General features: G+C 54.7%; 18 protein-coding genes. 14 read left to right on the top strand and 4 right to left on the bottom strand.

The genetic code is table 11. The annotated features are described in order from the left end of the window. Together atpA and ACKVOS_RS09885 are read right to left on the bottom strand one after the other, a co-directional pair. Positions 1 to 902: F0F1 ATP synthase subunit alpha (gene atpA / locus ACKVOS_RS09890; RefSeq protein WP_409211842.1), on the bottom strand; the 902-nt coding region annotated here is incomplete at its 3' end. A gap of 9 nt (positions 903 to 911) precedes the next feature. Continuing rightward, the gene (locus ACKVOS_RS09885) at positions 912 to 1,478 is read right to left on the bottom strand and encodes a F0F1 ATP synthase subunit delta (protein ID WP_409211841.1); all 567 of its coding nucleotides are present in this window, start codon (positions 1,476 to 1,478) and stop codon (positions 912 to 914) included. A gap of 334 nt (positions 1,479 to 1,812) precedes the next feature. On the opposite strand from ACKVOS_RS09885, the gene ACKVOS_RS09880 reads away from it, so the two are divergent. Beyond that, positions 1,813 to 2,481 (top strand): dienelactone hydrolase family protein, encoded by a 669-nt coding sequence (locus ACKVOS_RS09880; protein ID WP_409211840.1) that lies wholly within the window; start codon positions 1,813 to 1,815, stop codon positions 2,479 to 2,481. A gap of 15 nt (positions 2,482 to 2,496) precedes the next feature. Here ACKVOS_RS09880 and ACKVOS_RS09875 read toward each other — a convergent pair whose 3' ends face one another. Next, positions 2,497 to 2,784 carry a type II toxin-antitoxin system RelE family toxin gene (locus ACKVOS_RS09875; protein ID WP_409211839.1) on the bottom strand — a complete coding sequence of 96 codons (288 nt, stop codon included), beginning with the start codon at positions 2,782 to 2,784 and terminating at the stop codon, positions 2,497 to 2,499. Next, positions 2,771 to 3,037, bottom strand: coding sequence for a type II toxin-antitoxin system Phd/YefM family antitoxin (locus ACKVOS_RS09870; protein WP_409211838.1), 267 nt, complete (start codon positions 3,035 to 3,037; stop codon positions 2,771 to 2,773). Before ACKVOS_RS09870 ends, ACKVOS_RS09875 begins: the two co-directional genes overlap by 14 nt. Positions 3,038 to 3,154: 117 nt before the next feature. Here ACKVOS_RS09870 and ACKVOS_RS09865 point away from each other — a divergent pair, with 117 nt between their 5' ends. From ACKVOS_RS09865 to ACKVOS_RS09805, 13 genes are all read left to right on the top strand, one after another. Continuing rightward, a complete protein-coding gene (locus ACKVOS_RS09865) occupies positions 3,155 to 3,622 on the top strand; it encodes a DUF1203 domain-containing protein (protein ID WP_409211837.1) in 468 nt (155 codons plus the stop codon). Positions 3,623 to 3,676: 54 nt separating this feature from the next. After that, the gene (ada, locus tag ACKVOS_RS09860) at positions 3,677 to 4,714 is read left to right on the top strand and encodes a bifunctional DNA-binding transcriptional regulator/O6-methylguanine-DNA methyltransferase Ada (RefSeq protein WP_409211836.1); all 1,038 of its coding nucleotides are present in this window, start codon (positions 3,677 to 3,679) and stop codon (positions 4,712 to 4,714) included. Beyond that, a complete protein-coding gene (locus ACKVOS_RS09855; protein ID WP_409211835.1) occupies positions 4,711 to 5,460 on the top strand; it encodes an isocitrate lyase/phosphoenolpyruvate mutase family protein in 750 nt (249 codons plus the stop codon). Before ada ends, ACKVOS_RS09855 begins: the two co-directional genes overlap by 4 nt. 206 nt (positions 5,461 to 5,666) lie before the next feature. After that, positions 5,667 to 6,281 carry an XrtA/PEP-CTERM system exopolysaccharide export protein gene (locus tag ACKVOS_RS09850; protein WP_409211847.1) on the top strand — a complete coding sequence of 205 codons (615 nt, stop codon included), beginning with the start codon at positions 5,667 to 5,669 and terminating at the stop codon, positions 6,279 to 6,281. Between the two features lie 3 nt (positions 6,282 to 6,284). Then, positions 6,285 to 7,784: an XrtA system polysaccharide chain length determinant gene (locus ACKVOS_RS09845; protein WP_409211834.1), complete on the top strand. Its 1,500-nt coding sequence runs from the start codon at positions 6,285 to 6,287 to the stop codon at positions 7,782 to 7,784. Between the two features lie 13 nt (positions 7,785 to 7,797). Continuing rightward, on the top strand, positions 7,798 to 8,733 hold the full coding sequence (locus tag ACKVOS_RS09840; protein ID WP_409211833.1) for an AAA family ATPase: 936 nt from the start codon (positions 7,798 to 7,800) through the stop codon (positions 8,731 to 8,733). Next, positions 8,733 to 10,442 carry a hypothetical protein gene (locus tag ACKVOS_RS09835; protein ID WP_409211832.1) on the top strand — a complete coding sequence of 570 codons (1,710 nt, stop codon included), beginning with the start codon at positions 8,733 to 8,735 and terminating at the stop codon, positions 10,440 to 10,442. Before ACKVOS_RS09840 ends, ACKVOS_RS09835 begins: the two co-directional genes overlap by 1 nt. A gap of 10 nt (positions 10,443 to 10,452) precedes the next feature. Next, positions 10,453 to 11,604 (top strand): XrtA/PEP-CTERM system-associated ATPase, encoded by a 1,152-nt coding sequence (locus ACKVOS_RS09830; protein ID WP_409211831.1) that lies wholly within the window; start codon positions 10,453 to 10,455, stop codon positions 11,602 to 11,604. A gap of 40 nt (positions 11,605 to 11,644) precedes the next feature. Further along, a complete protein-coding gene (locus ACKVOS_RS09825) occupies positions 11,645 to 12,493 on the top strand; it encodes an XrtA system polysaccharide deacetylase (RefSeq protein ID WP_409211830.1) in 849 nt (282 codons plus the stop codon). Further along, positions 12,490 to 13,560, top strand: a complete 1,071-nt coding sequence (locus tag ACKVOS_RS09820) for a FemAB family XrtA/PEP-CTERM system-associated protein (protein ID WP_409211829.1) — start codon at positions 12,490 to 12,492, stop codon at positions 13,558 to 13,560. Before ACKVOS_RS09825 ends, ACKVOS_RS09820 begins: the two co-directional genes overlap by 4 nt. Continuing rightward, complete coding sequence (locus ACKVOS_RS09815; protein WP_409211846.1) at positions 13,557 to 14,768, top strand: TIGR03087 family PEP-CTERM/XrtA system glycosyltransferase; 1,212 nt, start codon at positions 13,557 to 13,559, stop codon at positions 14,766 to 14,768. The genes ACKVOS_RS09820 and ACKVOS_RS09815 overlap by 4 nt, the downstream gene beginning before the upstream one ends. Positions 14,769 to 14,797: 29 nt before the next feature. Then, positions 14,798 to 16,294: an exosortase A gene (gene xrtA / locus ACKVOS_RS09810; protein WP_409211828.1), complete on the top strand. Its 1,497-nt coding sequence runs from the start codon at positions 14,798 to 14,800 to the stop codon at positions 16,292 to 16,294. Between the two features lie 11 nt (positions 16,295 to 16,305). Then, positions 16,306 to 18,198, top strand: coding sequence for an XrtA/PEP-CTERM system amidotransferase (locus ACKVOS_RS09805; RefSeq protein WP_409211827.1), 1,893 nt, complete (start codon positions 16,306 to 16,308; stop codon positions 18,196 to 18,198). The last annotated feature ends 157 nt before the right edge of the window (positions 18,199 to 18,355 follow it).

The raw sequence follows: 18,355 nt of genomic DNA, 5'->3' as shown, positions 1-18,355 counted from the left end.
AGATAGAAAACGTCACCGGGATAAGCTTCACGGCCGGGAGGACGACGCAGCAGAAGCGACATCTGGCGATACGCCACAGCCTGCTTCGACAAATCGTCATAGACGATCACGGCGTGCATGCCGTTGTCGCGGAAGAACTCGCCCATCGCAACGCCGGTATAAGGCGCGAGATACTGCAGAGGAGCAGGCTCGGATGCGGTTGCGGCAACAACGATAGAATATTCCATCGCGCCTTGCTCTTCCAAAGCGCGGACGATCTGCGCAACGGTCGAACGCTTTTGGCCGACGGCGACGTAGATGCAGTAAAGCTTCTTTGATTCGTCGGTGCCCTTGTTGACTTCCTTCTGGTTGATGAAGGTGTCGATGGCGACAGCGGTCTTACCGGTCTGACGGTCACCAATGATCAATTCGCGCTGGCCACGGCCAACAGGCACGAGGGCGTCGAGCGCCTTGAGGCCGGTTTGCACAGGTTCCGAAACCGACTGGCGCGGGATGATGCCGGGGGCCTTGACTTCAACGCGGCTGCGCTGCGTAGTTTTGAGTGGGCCCTTGCCATCGATTGGATTGCCGAGGCCGTCCACAACGCGTCCGAGCAGTTCCTTGCCGACGGGAACGTCCACAATGGTGCCGGTCCGCTTGACAACATCGCCCTCACGAATTTCGCTGTCGGTACCGAAAATAACGACACCGACATTGTCGGCTTCGAGGTTCAGCGCCATGCCCTGAATTCCGTTGGAGAATTCGACCATCTCACCAGCCTGCACATTGTCGAGGCCGTGGATACGGGCGATACCGTCACCCACCGACAGCACGCTGCCTACTTCCGAAACCTTAGCTTCGGTGCCGAAATTGGCGATCTGGTCCTTGATGACCTTTGAGATTTCTGCGGCACGGATATCCATGATCTGTACTTAGCCTTTCATCGCAGCTGCGAGGGTGTTGAGACGGGTTTTGATACTATTGTCGATCATCTGGCTGCCGATACGGACAGTCAGGCCACCCAGCAGGGTGGGATCGACCTTGGTTTGAATGGCAACGTCACTTCCGACGCGGGCTTTGAGTTTTGCCGAAAGCGACTTTGTCTGTGCAGCGCTTAGAACATGGGCCGACGTAACCTCTGCGGTTACTTCGCCGCGGTGCGCTGCGGCAAGGGCGGTATAGGCACGGGCGACGGCTACGGTTTCGCCAAGACGCCGGTTGTCCGCAAGCACGCCCAGCGTCTTTGCCGAAAGCGGATCGAGCTTCATTGCCTTTGCGACGGCAGCAATTGCCTTTTTGGCATCGGCGCGTGTCAGAACAGGGTTGGTGGTCAGCGCCTTCAGGTCAGTCGATTCGCCGACGGCTTGCGCCACTGCCGACATGCTGTTTTCGACGGCATCAATGGCCTTTGAATCGCGCGCCAGCTCAAACAACGCGGTCGCATAACGGCCAGCTAAACTGGCCTGAATATTAGCAGATGTGCCGCCGGAATGATCCACGCGTGAAAGTCCTCGATTGTGAGACTGAGAATATGTGCTGACCGGGCAGAAAGGTCACCCTTTCACTTAGGTCGACGCGCGCCTAGCAGGGGTTTTGTTGCGATGCAAGATACGGATTGGGTGATATTGAGACATACTAGCCAATCAATCCTATATTTGTCATTCCCTCGCGTATATTTGTCATTCCCGCGAAGGCGGGAATCCATGGCCGGGCGTTTCCTTTTGCGCCGCCGTTGCGTTATGCCGATATTCCAAGCCATGGATTCCCGCCTTCGCGGGAATGACAAAGCGGAGGTGCCGGGAATGATAAGGCGGAGGTGGTAAAGTGGGCTCAATGATTAAAATGAAAATGGCCGATGGCGCAGAAATCGCTGTCTACCATGCCGAGCCGGTCGGCGCGCGCCGCGGCGGTCTGGTTCTGGTGCAGGAGATTTTCGGCGTCACCGACCATATTCGCGAGCTATGCGATGAATATGCCGCCGTCGGCTATGAAGTGTTGTCGCCATCGATATTCGACCGTGAACATCCCGGCTTCGAAGCGGAATATACCGGCCCTGACTATGAACGCGCTGTCCAACTGGCGCGTGAACTGCACCCTTTTATGCAAAGCCTGAACGATGCAAAGGTCTGCATCCATGCTCTGAAAGAAAAAGGTCCGGTATTCATCACCGGTTTTTGCTATGGCGGCTCGGTTGCGTGGGCCATGGCAGGCATTAGTGAGGATCTGGCAGCCGCGTCGTGCTATTATGGCAGTCTCATTCCCACCATTTACGCTGATAAGGTACCGAAATGCGCAACCATCGCTCATTTCGGACAATTTGATCAGAGCATTCCGATGGAGGGGGTCGAAGCCCTAATTACCAAAGACCATCCGACCGCGCAGATTTTTGTCTATGACGCCAACCACGGTTTTAACTCCGACCGGCGAAAGGACTATCACGAGCCAAGTGCGGAACTGGCGCGAGAGAGGACTTTGGCCTTGTTTAGGGCATGCGGCGGTTAGAGTTAGTTCTCTACCCTAGAGCCGATTAGAAGCCTTGTTATAGGCTTCGTTCCGATCTCGTTTTCCAATAGCGATAACTTGAACGATGACCCGCTCTTCTTCAACTTTATATACCAGCCGATAGCCAATAGCGCGTAATTTGATCTTGTAACAATCGGGAAGCTCCCGCAGGCGGGCTTTTGGAATGATTGGGTTTACGAGGATCTGTTGCAGCTTTTTGGCAAATTGACTTCTGAGGTCGGGATTTAACTTGTTCCATTCTTTCTGCGACTCTGGAATAAATTCGAGGCTATATATCTTCAAGGTTCAGCAAATCCTCTATTTTTACAGGAATGCCTGATTGGTTTTGTCGTTGCCGAACTATCTGCGCCAGTTCCATATCTTCAATCTGTTCGACAATGGCCTTCCACGCTTTTGCCGGAACGATATATGCAGCAGGTGTGTTTCGGTTGAGAATTGCGATTGGCTGACCTTCCGCCGCAGCTATGATAGCTGACGGGTTTTTTTTAAGGTCAGAAATGCTGACGCCGGCATTAGCAAAAATTTCGTGTATCATGACCGCTTATTAGGTTGTTTATTAGGTCATGTCAAATTCGGCTTTGAAAGCAAGTTTCGGGAAGCCGTCGTCGGATGCAGCATCTATTCTGTGATCCAACAAACAAGGAGCCGGAATATGAGCTATCGAATTATAGGATTGGACCGTGAGCCTTTCGCGGAATTGTTCGACATGAATGATACGGAATTGGCTAAAAGAGGCGCATTGCGCGTGACCGCCGCTGCCGACAAGGGTTGGCCCTGCCGGATCAGTCTGGAGGATGCCAAGGCAGGCGAGGATTTGATCTTGCTCAACCATCTCAGCCATGATGTGGCGACGCCTTATCGCTCATCCTATGCGATATATGTTCGCAAGGCCGCCAGCATGGCTGCGGAATTTGTCGATGAAACGCCTCCTGTATTCGAAGGCCGTCCGATGGCATTCCGGGCGTTCGATGCCGAAGGCATGCTCCGCAACGCCGCCCTTGCACTGCACGGGCAGGCGGATGACAAAATCCGGGCACTGTTCGCTCTTGATGAAATTGCCTATATACACGCCCATAACGCAGCGCATGGCTGCTTTTCCGCGCGTATCGAGAGAGCTTGAAGATGGATCATTTCCTAACTGCCGGTCCGGGTGCAATGAAGGCGCATTTGGGACATGTCTGAAGCCATGGCCATCGATCCTGACTTTGCGTGGAGAACATTTCTTGCGCGTGATCGCGCTTATGACGGAAAGTTTGTCGGCGCTGTCAAAACAACGGGGATTTATTGCAAGCCAAGCTGTCCGGTGCGGCATCCCAAACGCGAGAATGTTTGCTTTTATGCCACGGCGGGTGAGGCAAGGGCAGCGGGGTATCGCGCATGCTTGCGCTGCCGCCCCGACGATATTGCCCGTGACGAAGTCGCAGTTGTAAGCGCGCTTAAACTTTTGGCGGCGGAACAGCCAATGGGTTTAGAACAGCTTGCGGCTGCTGTCGGTTATGCGCCTCATCATTTTCACCGGCTGTTCAAGCGCGCTACGGGTGTTACACCTGCCGAATATGCGCGCGGGTTACGTGCAGGGCGGGCGGAAGAAGCACTTGCGGCAAATGACCGGGTGACAGATGCGATTTATGATGCAGGATATTCCGGACCGAGCCGTTTTTATGCAGCGACAAAAGGACGATTGGGAATGACGCCAAGTGCATGGAAAAATGGCGGAGCAGGCGCAGTAATCCGATGGGCAGTCGTCGAGACATCGTTAGGCAGCATGCTGGTCGCGGCGACCAACAAAGGCATTTGCAGACTCTCTTTTGATGAGGACGAAGCAGAGCTTCAAAAGCGCTTTCCTGCCGCAATAATCGAACAGGGCGGCGATGCTTTGGCCGAACTTGTAATCGGTGCGGTTGCTGCTGTCGAAAATCCCGCAAATATGCCGGAACTGCCGCTGGATATCGCGGGAACAGTTTTCCAGCAGGCCGTGTGGAAGGAATTGCAACGCATTCCGCCCGGCGAAACCCGGACTTATGCCGAGATTGCCGCAGCCGTGGGCAAACCCAAAGCCGTACGTGCGGCCGGAAGTGCAAATGGCGCGAATAATGTCGCTGTGCTTATTCCGTGCCACCGCGTCATCCGTACCGATGGCACCTTGGGTGGCTATGCTTATGGCCTGGAACGGAAAGAAAAATTGCTTCAGGCAGAAAGGAATGCAGGATGACGGACAAAGTAAAAATTTTTGGCGATCTTCATGTCGCAGGCAATCCACTGATATTGTATAATATCTGGGATGCGGGCAGTGCCAAGGCCGTTGCTGACGCCGGTGCCAGCGCGATTGCGACGGGCAGTTGGGGTGTCGCCTGTGCTCATGGCTATAAGGATGGTGAGACTTTTCCCGTCGATCTGGTTTTCGCTAATCTCGCGCAGATTCTTAATGTGACTGATTTGCCCGTTACGCTCGATTTTGAAGCCGGATATGGCGCGGATGCAGCGCAGGTCGGGCAAATGGTTGAGAAAGTCGCAAAGGCTGGTGCCGCCGGGATCAACATCGAAGATAAGGATCCTGTGACAAGGGAGCTTTTTGAAATCGAAACAGCCTGCGCGAGGATAGAGGCTGCCGCGGCCTCTGGCATATGGATCAATGCCCGGGCCGATTTATTCATCGTCACACCCAAGGAGCATCACGATCTGGCCTTGGTTGAAAAAGTGCTCGAACGGGCGAAAGCCTTTGTAGATTCAGGAGCGAACAGCCTTTTTGTTCCTTTCATCGCCGATGCATCCTTAATCAGCCATTTGTGCTCAAAATCGCCTTTGCCGGTGAACATCCTGGTGGGCGATGGTATTCCCGATATCAAGACGCTGGCCAGTCTGGGCGTTGCGCGGATCAGCCACGGCCATGGACCTTGGGCAAGGGCCATGCAGGATCTAACAAACGCAGCCAAATTGGCGATGGCTACGCCAGATTGAGGTTAATATGCGGGACAACGTTTAAAGCTTGCGTCTGATTTTACATATGGAAACTGGTTAATCCTAACGGTCTGTTCACCCTTTTCGTCCATAGCAAAGTCCAAACTGCGACAGTTCTAGGTCGGCCAATGGGGGCGCGGCCGTTTGATTCGTCGCAGGGTCAGAAGGACTGGGCGATGAATAACGCGTTGAAAAACATCATGGTCATGTTGCTGGGCCTCATGACCGCGGCGCTGACGGGATGTAGCTCGGTAGCGGGTGGTTCGGAATTACCGCAGGCGCCAACGGTGTCGGCCCGCGAAGGTCCGGGTGAAGACTATCTTATTGGTCCGCTCGACCAGTTAACCGTTTTTGTGTGGAGAAACCCGGAGCTCGGCGCAAAGGTGCAGGTCCGCCCTGATGGCCGCATAACAACGCCGCTGATTACCGATATGCCCGCAGTTGGCAAAACGCCCACGATGCTCGCACAGGACATAAAGCTTCAGCTATCGCAATATATCAACGACCCGATTGTTTCGGTGATCGTAAATGAATTTGCCGGTACAACATCGCAGCAGGTCCGTATTGTGGGCGCGACAGAAAAGCCCGCATCAATTCCCTACCGAGCCAATATGACTGTATTGGATGCTATGATCGCCGTCGGCGGCCTGTCGGAATATGCAGCGGGAAACAAGGCGCGGCTGATCCGCCATAACAAAGGCACGGGTGCCCAAAAAGAATATCTGTTGCGCCTTGGTGACTTGTTGAAGCGCGGCGACAGCAAAGCGAATGTGCTGCTCGAGCCCGGCGACGTCATTATCATTCCTGAAAGCATGTTCTAAGCAATGAACTCACTCTACGATGAATTCCGGATTGCCGTTCACAGCGTGTGGAATCGCCGGTGGCTTGCTCTGGCGGTTGCTTGGGGCGTTTGCCTTGTCGGCTGGCTTGTCGTCGCAATGATCCCAAATTCCTATGAATCCAAGGCACAAATTCAGGTCCGCACCCAATCTATATTGTCAGATCAAGTCGGAATCACGCAGCAGGACCAGCGCCGGAATATCCAACAGTTGGAACAAACGCTGACGTCTTCCGATAATCTGGCGAAAGTTGTTCGTGGAACAGATCTCGGCGCTTCAATTGCCACGGATCAGGAGCTGGCCGGAAAAGTCGAAGGGCTTCGGGCGCATATTGAAGTAAAGGCTGAACAAGACGACTTCTTTGCCATCAGTGCGAAATTGCCGAGCGGGAAATTGGCGCGTGATGTGGTGCAAAAACTGATCGATGTTGCCGAAGAAGACAATATTGCTGGTGATCGGAAAACAACCAGTCAGACGTTGCGCTTTCTGGATTCGCAAATCGAGGCGCGCCAAAAAGAACTTGCAGCGGCGGAAGCCAAGCGGGTTGCATATGAAACCCAAAATCTCGGTTTGTTGCCTGGCGTAGGTTCGGTTTCGCAGCGGATAGAGGCATCGCGCGCTGAATTGAATCAGATAGATTCGCAACTCATTCAGGCACGAAGCGCTCTCGCTGCGCTAAATGGTCAACTGGCCGGTACACCGGCGACATTAAATGCATCGTCTATTGGCGGAGGTTCTCCAACGGCTCTGGGGCAGGCGCAGGGTGAACTGGCGTCGATGCGCGCGCGCGGATTTACCGATAGCCACCCGGATGTTGTTGCGATCCGGAACCAAATTGCGAATTTGCGGTCACAAGGCGGTGGTGCAGCCGGTGGTGGATATCGAACTCCAAACCCCGCATATAGCTCGCTCCAATCAATGCGTGCCGAGCGGGAAGCCGCAGTATCTGCACTGCAAGCCCGTAAAAGCGCGCTGCAATCCGACATGGCGCAGCTTGCGTCAAAGCAAACGGCCGAACCCGGCGTCGCCGCGGAATATCAGCGGATCAACCGGGACTATGAAGTTTTGAAGGTGCAATATGACAAGCTGGTCACTGAACGTGACCAGATCAGGTTGCGTGGTCAGGTCGAAACCCAGACTGATGCCGTGCAATTTAGGGTCGTAAAAGAACCATCCCTGTCCAATGTACCTGCCGCCCCTAATCGCCCGCTCTTGCTCGCCGCTGTGCTGATAGCGGGAATTGGTGCCGGAGTGGGCGCCGCATTTGCGCTCGGCCATGTGCAGACCAGTTTTCCTACGGCTGCCAAATTGGAACGTGCCAGCGGACTGCCGGTGATCGGATCGATATCCCAGATGCTGAACGCTGAAGAACGCGAGCAGCGCAAACAGAAAATGAAGCTCTTTTTTGGCGCTTCGGGTGGCTTGGTATGTGTGTTCGCATTGCTGCTGGTCGCTGAATTTGTCCAACGCGGACTGACGGCTTGAAAGGGCGGATGATATGAACAAGCACAGCTCGATCAAATCTGCCGGTTCGCTTTTGGAACGTGCATCGGAACTGTATGATTTCGGGGCGGCTTTGCGTGGCGGAGCGAATGTGCCCGTTGCGGCCGCGTCAGCTCCCCTTACCGAAGATGCGCCAAAGCAAGAGGCGGTTTCAGCGTCGATACGTCCATCAATGCCTGCCGCAATAGTCGGTGGTAATAAGGTTACGATCAATCGCGAGCGACTTGCCGCGCAGAATTTCATCGTTCCCGATGGCCCGGTCACGGGACTTTCAGAAGAGTTCCGGATCGTGAAACGCCAGCTTTTGTTGGCGGCACGTGGCGGTAAGGGCATAGAAGCATTGCCGCACGGGGAACGCATACTTGTTTGTTCGGCAAATCCCGATGAAGGCAAAACTTTTTGCGCCATCAATCTCGCGATTTCGATGGCCAGCGAGAAAGACAATAGAGTCCTTTTGGTGGATGCGGATTTCGCCAAACCAAGTGTGCTGTGTACATTGGGAATCGAGAAACATCGCGGGTTCATGGATGCACTGGCTGACCCCGCTTGCGATGCGGAGTCGCTTGTCTTGCAAACCGATATTGACGGGCTTTCGATTTTGCCCGCCGGCAGCCAGACGAATCAGGATACCGAATATCTGGCGGCGTCGCGGACAGCCGAAATTATCGACCAACTGACCCGTAACGATCCTGCGCGGATCATCCTATTCGATTCCCCGCCTGCTTTAGCCGCGTCACCTGCATCAGTGCTTGCCTTGCTTGTCGGACAGACATTGATGGTCGTTCATGCCGATGTGACGAACGACAGCGCGTTGCGCGATGCTCTCAGCCTTTTGAACGGATGCGAACATGTTCAGCTTTTGCTGAACCGCACCAAATTCTCACCCACCGGACGCAAGTTCGGCAATTATTATGGTTATGGAGCATCGTAATGCACAGCCCGCTTGTTAAACTGGCATTGATCGCGGGTGTGGCGTGTTTGCCATGCCCGGTATTGGCCCAGCAAATTGGTTCCGAATGGTCGCCTATGGATGATTCGGAAACAAGTTCAGATGCCACAGCTGATGGCACAGAAGCGGCAGAAACGTCAGGGCGCAGCAAAAGGCGTGCGGAACCAAGAGTAGAGGTGGTTCCTTATATCGAGGCGCAACAAGTGCTTGTTGCCGATCTTAAAAGTGGCGGAGAAGTATTGACCTACTCGACCTTGGCTGCCGGAGTGGATGCCTCGGTCGCAACCCGGCAAGCCCAAGGTCAGATCAGCCTGCGGTACGAGCGTCTGTTCGGGTATGACAATGGCGTGGACGATCAGGATACCGTCACCGGTCTGGCGCGTGGATCGCTCGCATTAACCCGCGAATTGAGCCTGGAGGCAGGCGGTATTGCAGCCCGGACGCGTGTCGATGGCCGTGGTGCTGCGCCGACTAATCTGGTTGGCAATCCCGACAATGTAACGCAGGTTTATTCGGTTTACGGTGGTCCAACACTGGCGACACAGGCTGGCGACTTAAGCATCAATGCGGCCTATCGGGCGGGGTATACAAAAGTCGAGAGCGAAGAATTCGTGGCCCTGCCATCAGGCCAACAACGATTCGACCAATTTGACGACAGCATCAGTCAGGTCGCAACGGCTTCGGTCGGCATGCAACCCGGCATATTGCCCGTCGGTTGGGCTATCAGCGCCAGTTGGGAACGCGAGGACGCAGGGCAATTGGATAACCGTTTTGACGGCAAATATGTCCGTGCCGACGTGACTTTGCCGGTGTCACCTACGCTCGCGGTGGTGGGCGGTGTCGGCTATGAAGATATCGAAATTTCCGAACGTGACGCGCTTCGCGACGCTGGCGGAGTTCCGATTGTCGGCAGTGACGGACGGCTGGTCAAAAACGTCAACGCGCCTCGTCTGATCGCCTACAGACAGGACGGACTTATCTGGGATGTTGGCGTGTTGTGGCGTCCTAGCCCGCGCACTTCAGTAGAGGCGCGTTACGGGCGTCGATATGGATCGGATATATTTCTGGGAAGCCTGAGCTATAAACCCGGGCGTAATCGGGCGGTGAACGTGTCGATTTACGATACGATTTCCGGCTTTGGCGGACTGCTTAATGACAATCTTGCCGCTTTGCCGACACAGTTTTTGAGCGCGCGCAATCCGCTATCGGGTGATCTGACTGGTTGTGCCTTCGGGCAGACCGGTGGCCTTTGCTTCAACGATGCTTTGGAAAATGCATCATCCGCCGCGTTTCGTCAGCGGGGCATTACAGCATCGTTCAGTGGAAAAGCAGGGGGCTGGGATTCAGGCTTTGCGGTGGGGTATAACCGTCGTAAATTCATCGCATCCTCTTTGGGTGCGCAAGCACAGATTGATGGCGTAACGGATGAAAATTATTACGCGGTCGCCTTTTTGGGGACGGCGCTTGACCGACGGACCCGCTTTGAATCAAATATTTATGCGAGCTATTTTGATTCAGGATTTGCAAGTGCCGAAGATGTTTTGCAAACTGGCGCCAACGCCGCGCTTTATCGTCAGATCATTCAAGGTCTGTCGGCAAGCGCCGCGGTCGGACTGGATAGTTTCCGCCAAGAAAACTTCGATAGCGAACTGACGGCGTCGGCGTTGCTTGGGTTACGGTACAGTTTTTAAGGGGCAAGTCATGTACGATCATTTTTACAACCTGACCGGACGGCCATTTCAACTTACACCCGATCCCCAATTTTACTTTGAAAGCGCGACGCATCGCAAAGCTTTGTCCTATCTTGGATATGGCCTGGCGCAAGGTGAAGGCTTTATCGTGATTACGGGTGAAGTTGGTGCCGGCAAGTCGACATTGGTCAGCCATTTGATGCAAAGTGTTGACAAATTCCGGCTGACGGCCGCGAACATCGTGACCAGCCAGCTTGATGGTCTCGACATGGTTCGCATGACGGCGGAGTCATTCGGCATCGACACACGCGGCCTCGACAAAGCATCGACGCTGAAAAGCATCGAGAACTTTCTTCATGCCGAGGCAAGGGCAGGACGCCGTTGCTTGCTCGTCGTGGATGAAGCGCAGAATCTGTCGATAGATGCACTCGAAGAACTGCGTATGCTGTCGAATTTTCAGCTTGGATCATCGGCATTGTTGCAAGTTTTCCTGCTTGGCCAACCTGAATTTCGTGATCTTGTTCGCGATGCACCGGAATTGGAGCAACTGCGTCAACGCGTGATCGCGACACATCATTTGGAAGCGATGGATGCCAATGAAGTTGAACCTTATATTGTTCATCGCCTAAACTGCGCGGGCTGGAACGGTCGTCCCGAGATAACAGCAGATGCATATACCGCGCTCTATTCGGAAACAGGCGGCGTCCCTCGCAAACTCAACACGCTGATGAATCGAGTTATGTTGATGGGCGCAGTTGAACAAGTTGATAAGCTTGATGGCGAAATGGTTGCTGCAGTTATCGCTGATATGGCCGGCAAATCATTTGAATATGAAGCGTCCATGTCAACGGTTGCACCATTGGAGGAAAAATTCCTCAAGCCGGTCGAACAGGAAAAAATGCCCGAGGCAGTCGTGGCTGCCGCAGTTGAAACACCAGAAAATCGCGTTGAGGATGTTGCGGGGAAGCCCATTCAAGATGCCGGTATTGCGCCCGTTACCAACGCGGAAATACAAGCTTTGGCCGCTCGTGTTGCTTCGCTGGAGCAGAGGGTATCGGAACAAGAGGCTGCCTTGCGTCGCGTTCTTTCCATGATGATCGAATGGATGGATCGGGAAAGCAGCCTTGAATCCCGATTTATCCAGAATAGCCGCGCCGCATAAAACGGACAGAAATTTTGGGTGTTGAAGGAGTCACAACCCGGTGCAAAACGCCCTATCTGTTGATGTTGAAGACTGGTTTCAGGTCGGGGCGTTTGAAACCGTAATAGACCGGGACAGCTGGGATTTACGGGAGTGCAGGGTCGAAAAGAACACCGACAACGTGCTGGCGTTATTTGATGAATCCAATGTAAAAGGCACATTCTTCACGCTTGGCTGGGTCGCGGAACGCTATCCTGAATTGATCCGCCGTATCGTTGCTGCGGGCCATGAAATTGCCAGCCACGGTTATGGCCATGACCGGGTATTCACGTTTACGCCCGAACAATTTGCAAGCGATCTTATAAGATCGCGCAAGCTGATTGAAGATGCGGCGGGTGTTGCGGTCACAGGTTATCGTGCGCCAAGTTTTTCCATAGACCAACGTACCCCTTGGGCGCATGAGATATTGGCAGAGCAGGGCTATGCCTATTCGTCCAGCGTTGCCCCCATAAAGCATGATCATTATGGGTGGGCAGAAGCTCCACGATTTGCCTTTCGCCCTGTTGCGGGTAGCGATTTCCTTGAAATTCCGGTTACCACAGCGCAGCTTGGATCCAAGCGCCTAGCGGCAGGTGGCGGAGGTTTTTTCCGGCTATTGCCTTACGCATTTTCCCGCTGGGCAATCCGTCAAGTGAATCATCGTGATCGCCGCCCGGCCGTGATATATTTTCACCCATGGGAAATTGACCCCGATCAACCCCGCGTTGCAAACGCACCGATCAAATCAAAAATTCGGCACTATACGAAATTGGGGGTGATGGCCGACAAACTCCGGCGTCTGCAGCAAGATTTCCAGTGGGAGCGTCTTGATAGCGTCGTGGCGCGTGAAAAAGCGAAGCTGGTTGCATGAACGCGCCGATGCTCCGTACTCGATTGCGCCTGCGCTTGGCCGATTTGGCTGACGCCAATGAGGTGGCACGACTTGATGCGTGGGTAATGGACCAGGAAAATGGCCTGCCATTTCACCGACCCAAATGGTTGCTCGCGATTGAAGCAGGTACAGGTCAGGTCGCCCATTGCCTTGTTGCCGAACGCGGGGGAAGCATCGTGGGCCTATTGCCATTTCACGTGGTGCATTCTGCGTTATTTGGCAGGGCTCTGGTTTCCTCTGCATTTGCTGTAGGCGGCGGCATTTTGTCGACGACTACAGCAACAACCCGTCGGTTGGCGCAGGAAATTTGCGACTTGGCCGAAAGCTGGAGTTGTCCGACGGTCGAATTGCGCGGCGGCTCAATGCCGGGAAAAGGCTGGATTGAAAAGCGCGATTCACACGCGAATTTTTTGAAGCCATTGCACGCCGACAATGAGGCCGAGCTGCTTGCGATTCCGCGGAAACAGCGCGCAGAAGTGCGCAAAGGTCTGGAAAATGACCTCACCGTTGAAACAGGACGGGATACGGCCAATCTGGATCGGCATTATGCAATATTTGCAGAAAGCGTGCATAATCTGGGTACTCCGGTATTTCCCAAAGCCTTGATGGCTTCGGTGTTGCATGCCTTTGGCGAAGACGCCGATATCTTGACGGTTCTGCATCAGGGATTGCCAGTTGCCAGCGTTTTTAGCCTGTATCACAAGGGTGTCGTCATGCCATATTGGGGAGGTGGCGTGTGGGATGCACGACGGCTTCGTGCAAATGATGTGATGTATTATGCCTTGATGAACCACGCGCGCCAGCAGGGTTGTACCCATTTTGATTTCGGCCGGTCGAAGACCGAGTCCGGTGCCTATTTTTTCAAGAAAAACTGGGGTTTTGAACCCGAGCCGATGGCCTATGCCATCCACACCGCCGATGGCCAGGAGCCGCGTGATATCAATCCCAATAGCCCGAAATACAAAGCCAAAATCGGATTATGGCAAAAACTGCCATTGTCTGTCGCCAACCGATTGGGGCCATGGATCGGCAAAGGTTTGGGCTGATGCGCGAAATCCTTTTTCTTGCTCACCGGATTCCGTGGCCGGCCGACCGGGGCGATAAAATCCGTTCGCATCATATTTTGAAATATCTTTGCAAGATGGCACCGGTGCACGTCGGTGCCTTTGCTGATGATAGTCGCGATATGGGATTTGCAACTGCGATGGACGATTTGGTTGCTTCGCATCATATCGAACTCCGTCGCAATTCCCAATGGCAAGCAGGCCTCGAATCCTTAGCCACAGGCCAACCTGTTTCGGTTCGAAGCTTTGCCAGCTCCGCAATGCGAAACTGGGTGGATTCTAAACTGGCAACGGGACGCATTAGCCACATCTTTTGTTTTTCCGGGCAAATGGCACAATATGTTCCCGCCGAGTTTGACGGCCGTTTCGTCATGGACTTTGTTGATGTCGATAGTGCCAAATTCGAAAGCTACGCCGACCAAGGCAGCATAGCGATGCGTTGGATCAACCGGCGCGAAGGCCGCCTGTTGCAACGATTTGAATCCGATGTGGCAGCCCGCGCGGACGCCAGTCTTTTGGTCAGTGAAAATGAAGCTGCGCTATTTCGACGCCGGACATCGGCGGTCAATGTGACGGCACTCGGGAATGGTATCGATACACAATATTATGATCCCGCCGCACGGTATAAAAAGGTACATCCTCCATTTCCCGACCCGTTGATTTTATTCACCGGACAGATGGACTACCGGCCCAATATTGAAGCCGTGGCCGATTTTGCCCGGCATGCCATGCCGATCATTCGCGCGCGCCATCCGGAGACAAGCTTTGCAATTGTCGGGCGAAACCCGACGCAAGCGGTGTCAGATTTGTCGATGTTGCCCGGCGTTCAGGTGACCGGCGCGGTTGAAGATGTGCGGACCTGGCTGGCGGCGGCCGATGTTGTTGTGGCGCCGTTGCGGATCGCACGCGGTATCCAGAACAAGGTGCTTGAGGCGATGGCAATGGCGCGCCCTGTTGTTGTTTCGCCTGCGGCTGCAGAAGGTATCATTGCGGCGCACGAGCAACATTTTTATGTAGAACCCGATGTCGTCGCCGAAGCGGCAAGGGTGTGCTCGCTTCTCGATGAAGCCAGTTCGGGTATTGTCATTGGAAGGGCGGCGCGTGAACACGTCATCGCGCATTATGGTTGGCATAGCCAGCTTGCACCGCTCGACCCAATAATGGACGCGACATGCGAAGTGTTGCGATGAACGAGACAGACTCTCCGCTTCCAATACATATGCCAGTATCTGATCGGGGTTGGCAAAAGCCGCTGCAATATCTCGCTGCTGCATGGGCAGGATTATTGTTGTTATTCTGGCGCGATGCGGCGGACATGGTTGCCATTTGGTGGAACAGTTCGACGTTCAACCATTGTCTTTTGATCGTACCGATCCTGGTTTGGTTGGTGATGCAGCGCAAGGAATTGCTGGCCCAACTTAAGCCGGAACCCTGGTTACCAGCGTTGTTATATGCTGCGGCCGGTGCATGCGGGTGGTTGCTGGGCGATGCGGCGGGATTGGCGGTGGCACGGCAATTGGGTCTGGTCATGATGATGCAGGCAAGCGTGTCCGCCCTGCTTGGACCGAATGTGACCAAGGGTTTACTGTTCCCCCTATTTTATATGTTTTTCCTTGTTCCCATCGGCGAAGAGATTGTTCCGGCGTTGCAAACATTGACCGCAACAATGTGCATGACTTTGCTGGGTTGGGCCGGAATCCCGGCGCATATCGACGGAATATTCATCACCACTCCCACAGGCTATTTCAGGGTCGCCGAAGCGTGTTCGGGGGTCAAATTCCTTATCGCGATGGTCGCTTATGGCACCTTGGTCGCGAATCTGTGTTTCAACCGCTGGCCGCGTCGGTTAGCTTTTTTGGCGGCGTGCGTCGTTGTGCCAATCCTTGCCAATGGCCTGCGTGCATTCGGCACCATCTATATTGCCCATCACAGCAGCAATGACTTTGCAGCCGGTTTTGACCATGTGTTCTATGGCTGGATTTTTTTCGGCCTAGTGATCGGACTTGTCATGGCGTCCGGTTGGCCATTTTTCGACAAGCGGGCGGATGCTCCCGCTTTTGATCCGGCGAATCTTCAGGTTCCCGTCCGCCATTCGACTACGAATGTCAAAGCGGTCACCGCTATTCTTTTGGCCGCTGCGCTTCCCTTTGGCTGGTCAACCTACAGCGCAACCAAAACCTCTCCAACGCCCGACCGGATAGCACTGCCAAGGGTCGAAGGCTGGGCGGTGGTGCCTTACAAGCCCAAAGTCCATTGGACGCCCCGCTTCATCGGTGGCAGCCATTATCTGTCTGGCCGGTACCGCAATGCGGTGGGGCAGGATGTGGACATGTTCGTGGTTGTGTATGACCGGCAGAATGAGGGACGCGAACTGGTCGGATTTGGACAAGGAGCGATTGACCCGGACGGCTTCTGGTCGTGGACTGCAGACACCCCTGCACCTCCAAATGGAAAGTCGGAACGTATAAAAACAAAAGGTGCGGCGCGTGAAGTTATCAGTTTTTACCGCGTAAACGGTGTCACGAGCGGATCTGCGGCGCGCATCAAGTTGGCGACCTTGCAAGCGCGCCTGTTGGCGGGCGAACAGCAGGCCGTGGCAATTCTGATTTCTTCCGAGCAAAAGGGAGATCAGTCGCCCCGCCCCGCCATCGATGCCTTTGTCAAATCCTTGGGTAATATTGATAAAGTGGCTGACCACTTCGCCGGATTGCGATAGGGACTGCCTTCATGTGCGGCATAGCGGGTATTTTTCATATCGAAACGGCCAAACCGGTTGATCCGGAGCGGGTGAAGCGCATGACCGATGCGATCGCGCATCGGGGCCCGGATGGTGCGGGTGTATGGACCGCGCCGGGGGTCGGGCTGGGCCATCGGCGGCTGTCGATCATCGATCTGGAGGGCGGGGCGCAGCCGATGCATTCGGACGATGGGGCGCTGTCCCTGACGTTCAATGGTGAGATATATAATTTCCGGGAATTGCGGAAAGAACTGGAAGCTGCCGGTTATAGCTTTGCCACCCAAAGCGACAGTGAAGTCATTCTGCATGGTTGGCGCCACTGGGGGCCGGCCTGTGTTTCGCATTTCCACGGCATGTTTGTCTTCGCGATCCACGATGCCCGCACCAAGCAGCTCTTTCTGGCCCGGGATCGTCTCGGGGTAAAACCGCTCTTTTATGCGGCCATTCCCGACGGCAGCATCCTGTTCGGGTCGGAGCTCAAGGCGCTGACAGCCCATCCCGCATTGCGCCGCGAAATCGATCTTTCCGCCATAGATGACTATCTCGCCTTCGGTTATGTGCCTGACCATGCTTGTATCGTGCGCGGCGTCAAAAAGCTCGCTGCCGGGCATTATCTGCTGCTCCAACTCGGCCAACCTGTCCCGTCGCCGACACAATATTGGGATCTGGATTTTAGCAAGCGGGTTCGCGGCAGTCAGGGCGAGTTATCGGAAGAATTGCTACGTCTGATGCGGCAGGGTGTCACTTCACGCATGGTCGCGGACGTGCCGCTGGGGGCATTTCTATCTGGCGGTGTCGACAGCAGCAGCGTCGTCGCGTTAATGGCGGAAGCGTCGCGCCAGCCAATCAAGACCTGCTCCATCGGCTTCGACGTCGGCGCGCTTGATGAAAGCGAATATGCCGAAACCATTGCCCGCCGCTTTGCAACCGACCACCGCAGCCGCAAAGTCGCCGCCGATGATTTCGGCCTGATTGACAAACTGGCCCATCATTTTGACGAACCCTTTGCAGATGCATCCGCATTGCCCACTTATCGGGTATGCGAACTGGCACGCGAGCAGGTAACCGTCGCATTGTCGGGCGATGGCGCGGACGAGGCGCTTGCCGGCTATCGGCGGCACGTGTTCCACCACAAGGAAGAGCAATTGCGCGGTCTTCTGCCGCAAAATGTGCGCGGTCCGCTGTTCGGTGCGCTGGGTAAATTCTACCCGAAGGCCGATTGGGCACCACGTCCGTTGCGCGCGAAAACAACTTTGCTGTCCCTCGCCCAAACCGGACCCGAAGGATATACCGACGCCGTGTGCGTTACCAATCAGTACCTGCGGCACGATTTGTATTCGCACAAGATGCATGGCGCATTGGGTGGGTATCGCGCCGAAACCCATATGGAAAAGCTGATGGGAGGTGCACCGGCTCAAAGCGGTCTGGATCAAGCCCAATATGCGGATATGAAATTGTGGTTGCCGGGCGATATCCTGACCAAAGTGGACCGCACCAGCATGGCCGTTGGCCTTGAAGCGCGCGAACCTTTATTGGACCATCGCCTGCTTGAATTTGCGGCCAGCCTGCCGGAACGAATGCGCGTTCGCGGCGGGCAGGGTAAATGGCTGATGAAAAAAACGATGGAAGGCCACCTTCCACACGATATTTTGTACCGGCCAAAAATGGGTTTTGTGACGCCGATCGACCAATGGTTTCGCGGGCCCTTGGCTGCTGAAGCGCGGGCGCTATCAACCAGCCGGACTTTTTCAAAAATGGACCTTTTTGATAACAAGGTCGTTGCTAAAGCTGCCGAAGATCACATCGCCGGGCGGGTCAATAACGGGAGGCTTTTGTGGCAGTTGGTGATGCTGGAAAAGTCGCTGGCGGGACTTTTTGGTTGAACGCTTTGCCTGAGACTCGACTTGGCTTATCCTCACGAAAATTACATTCCCAAACCCCGTCACCTTGAACCAAATTGTGCGCTGCACGCCTTCGGTTCCAGGGTGACGGTTCGGTACGTTCGGGTGGCTGCGTAGTGGAGGATGTTTGTTGAAATCC

Source organism: Sphingorhabdus sp. (assembly GCF_046154385.1).
Classification (GTDB): domain Bacteria; phylum Pseudomonadota; class Alphaproteobacteria; order Sphingomonadales; family Sphingomonadaceae; genus Sphingorhabdus_B.
The sequence above is the reverse complement of the archived record's forward strand: the minus strand, read 5'-3'. Positions and strand labels throughout refer to the sequence as shown.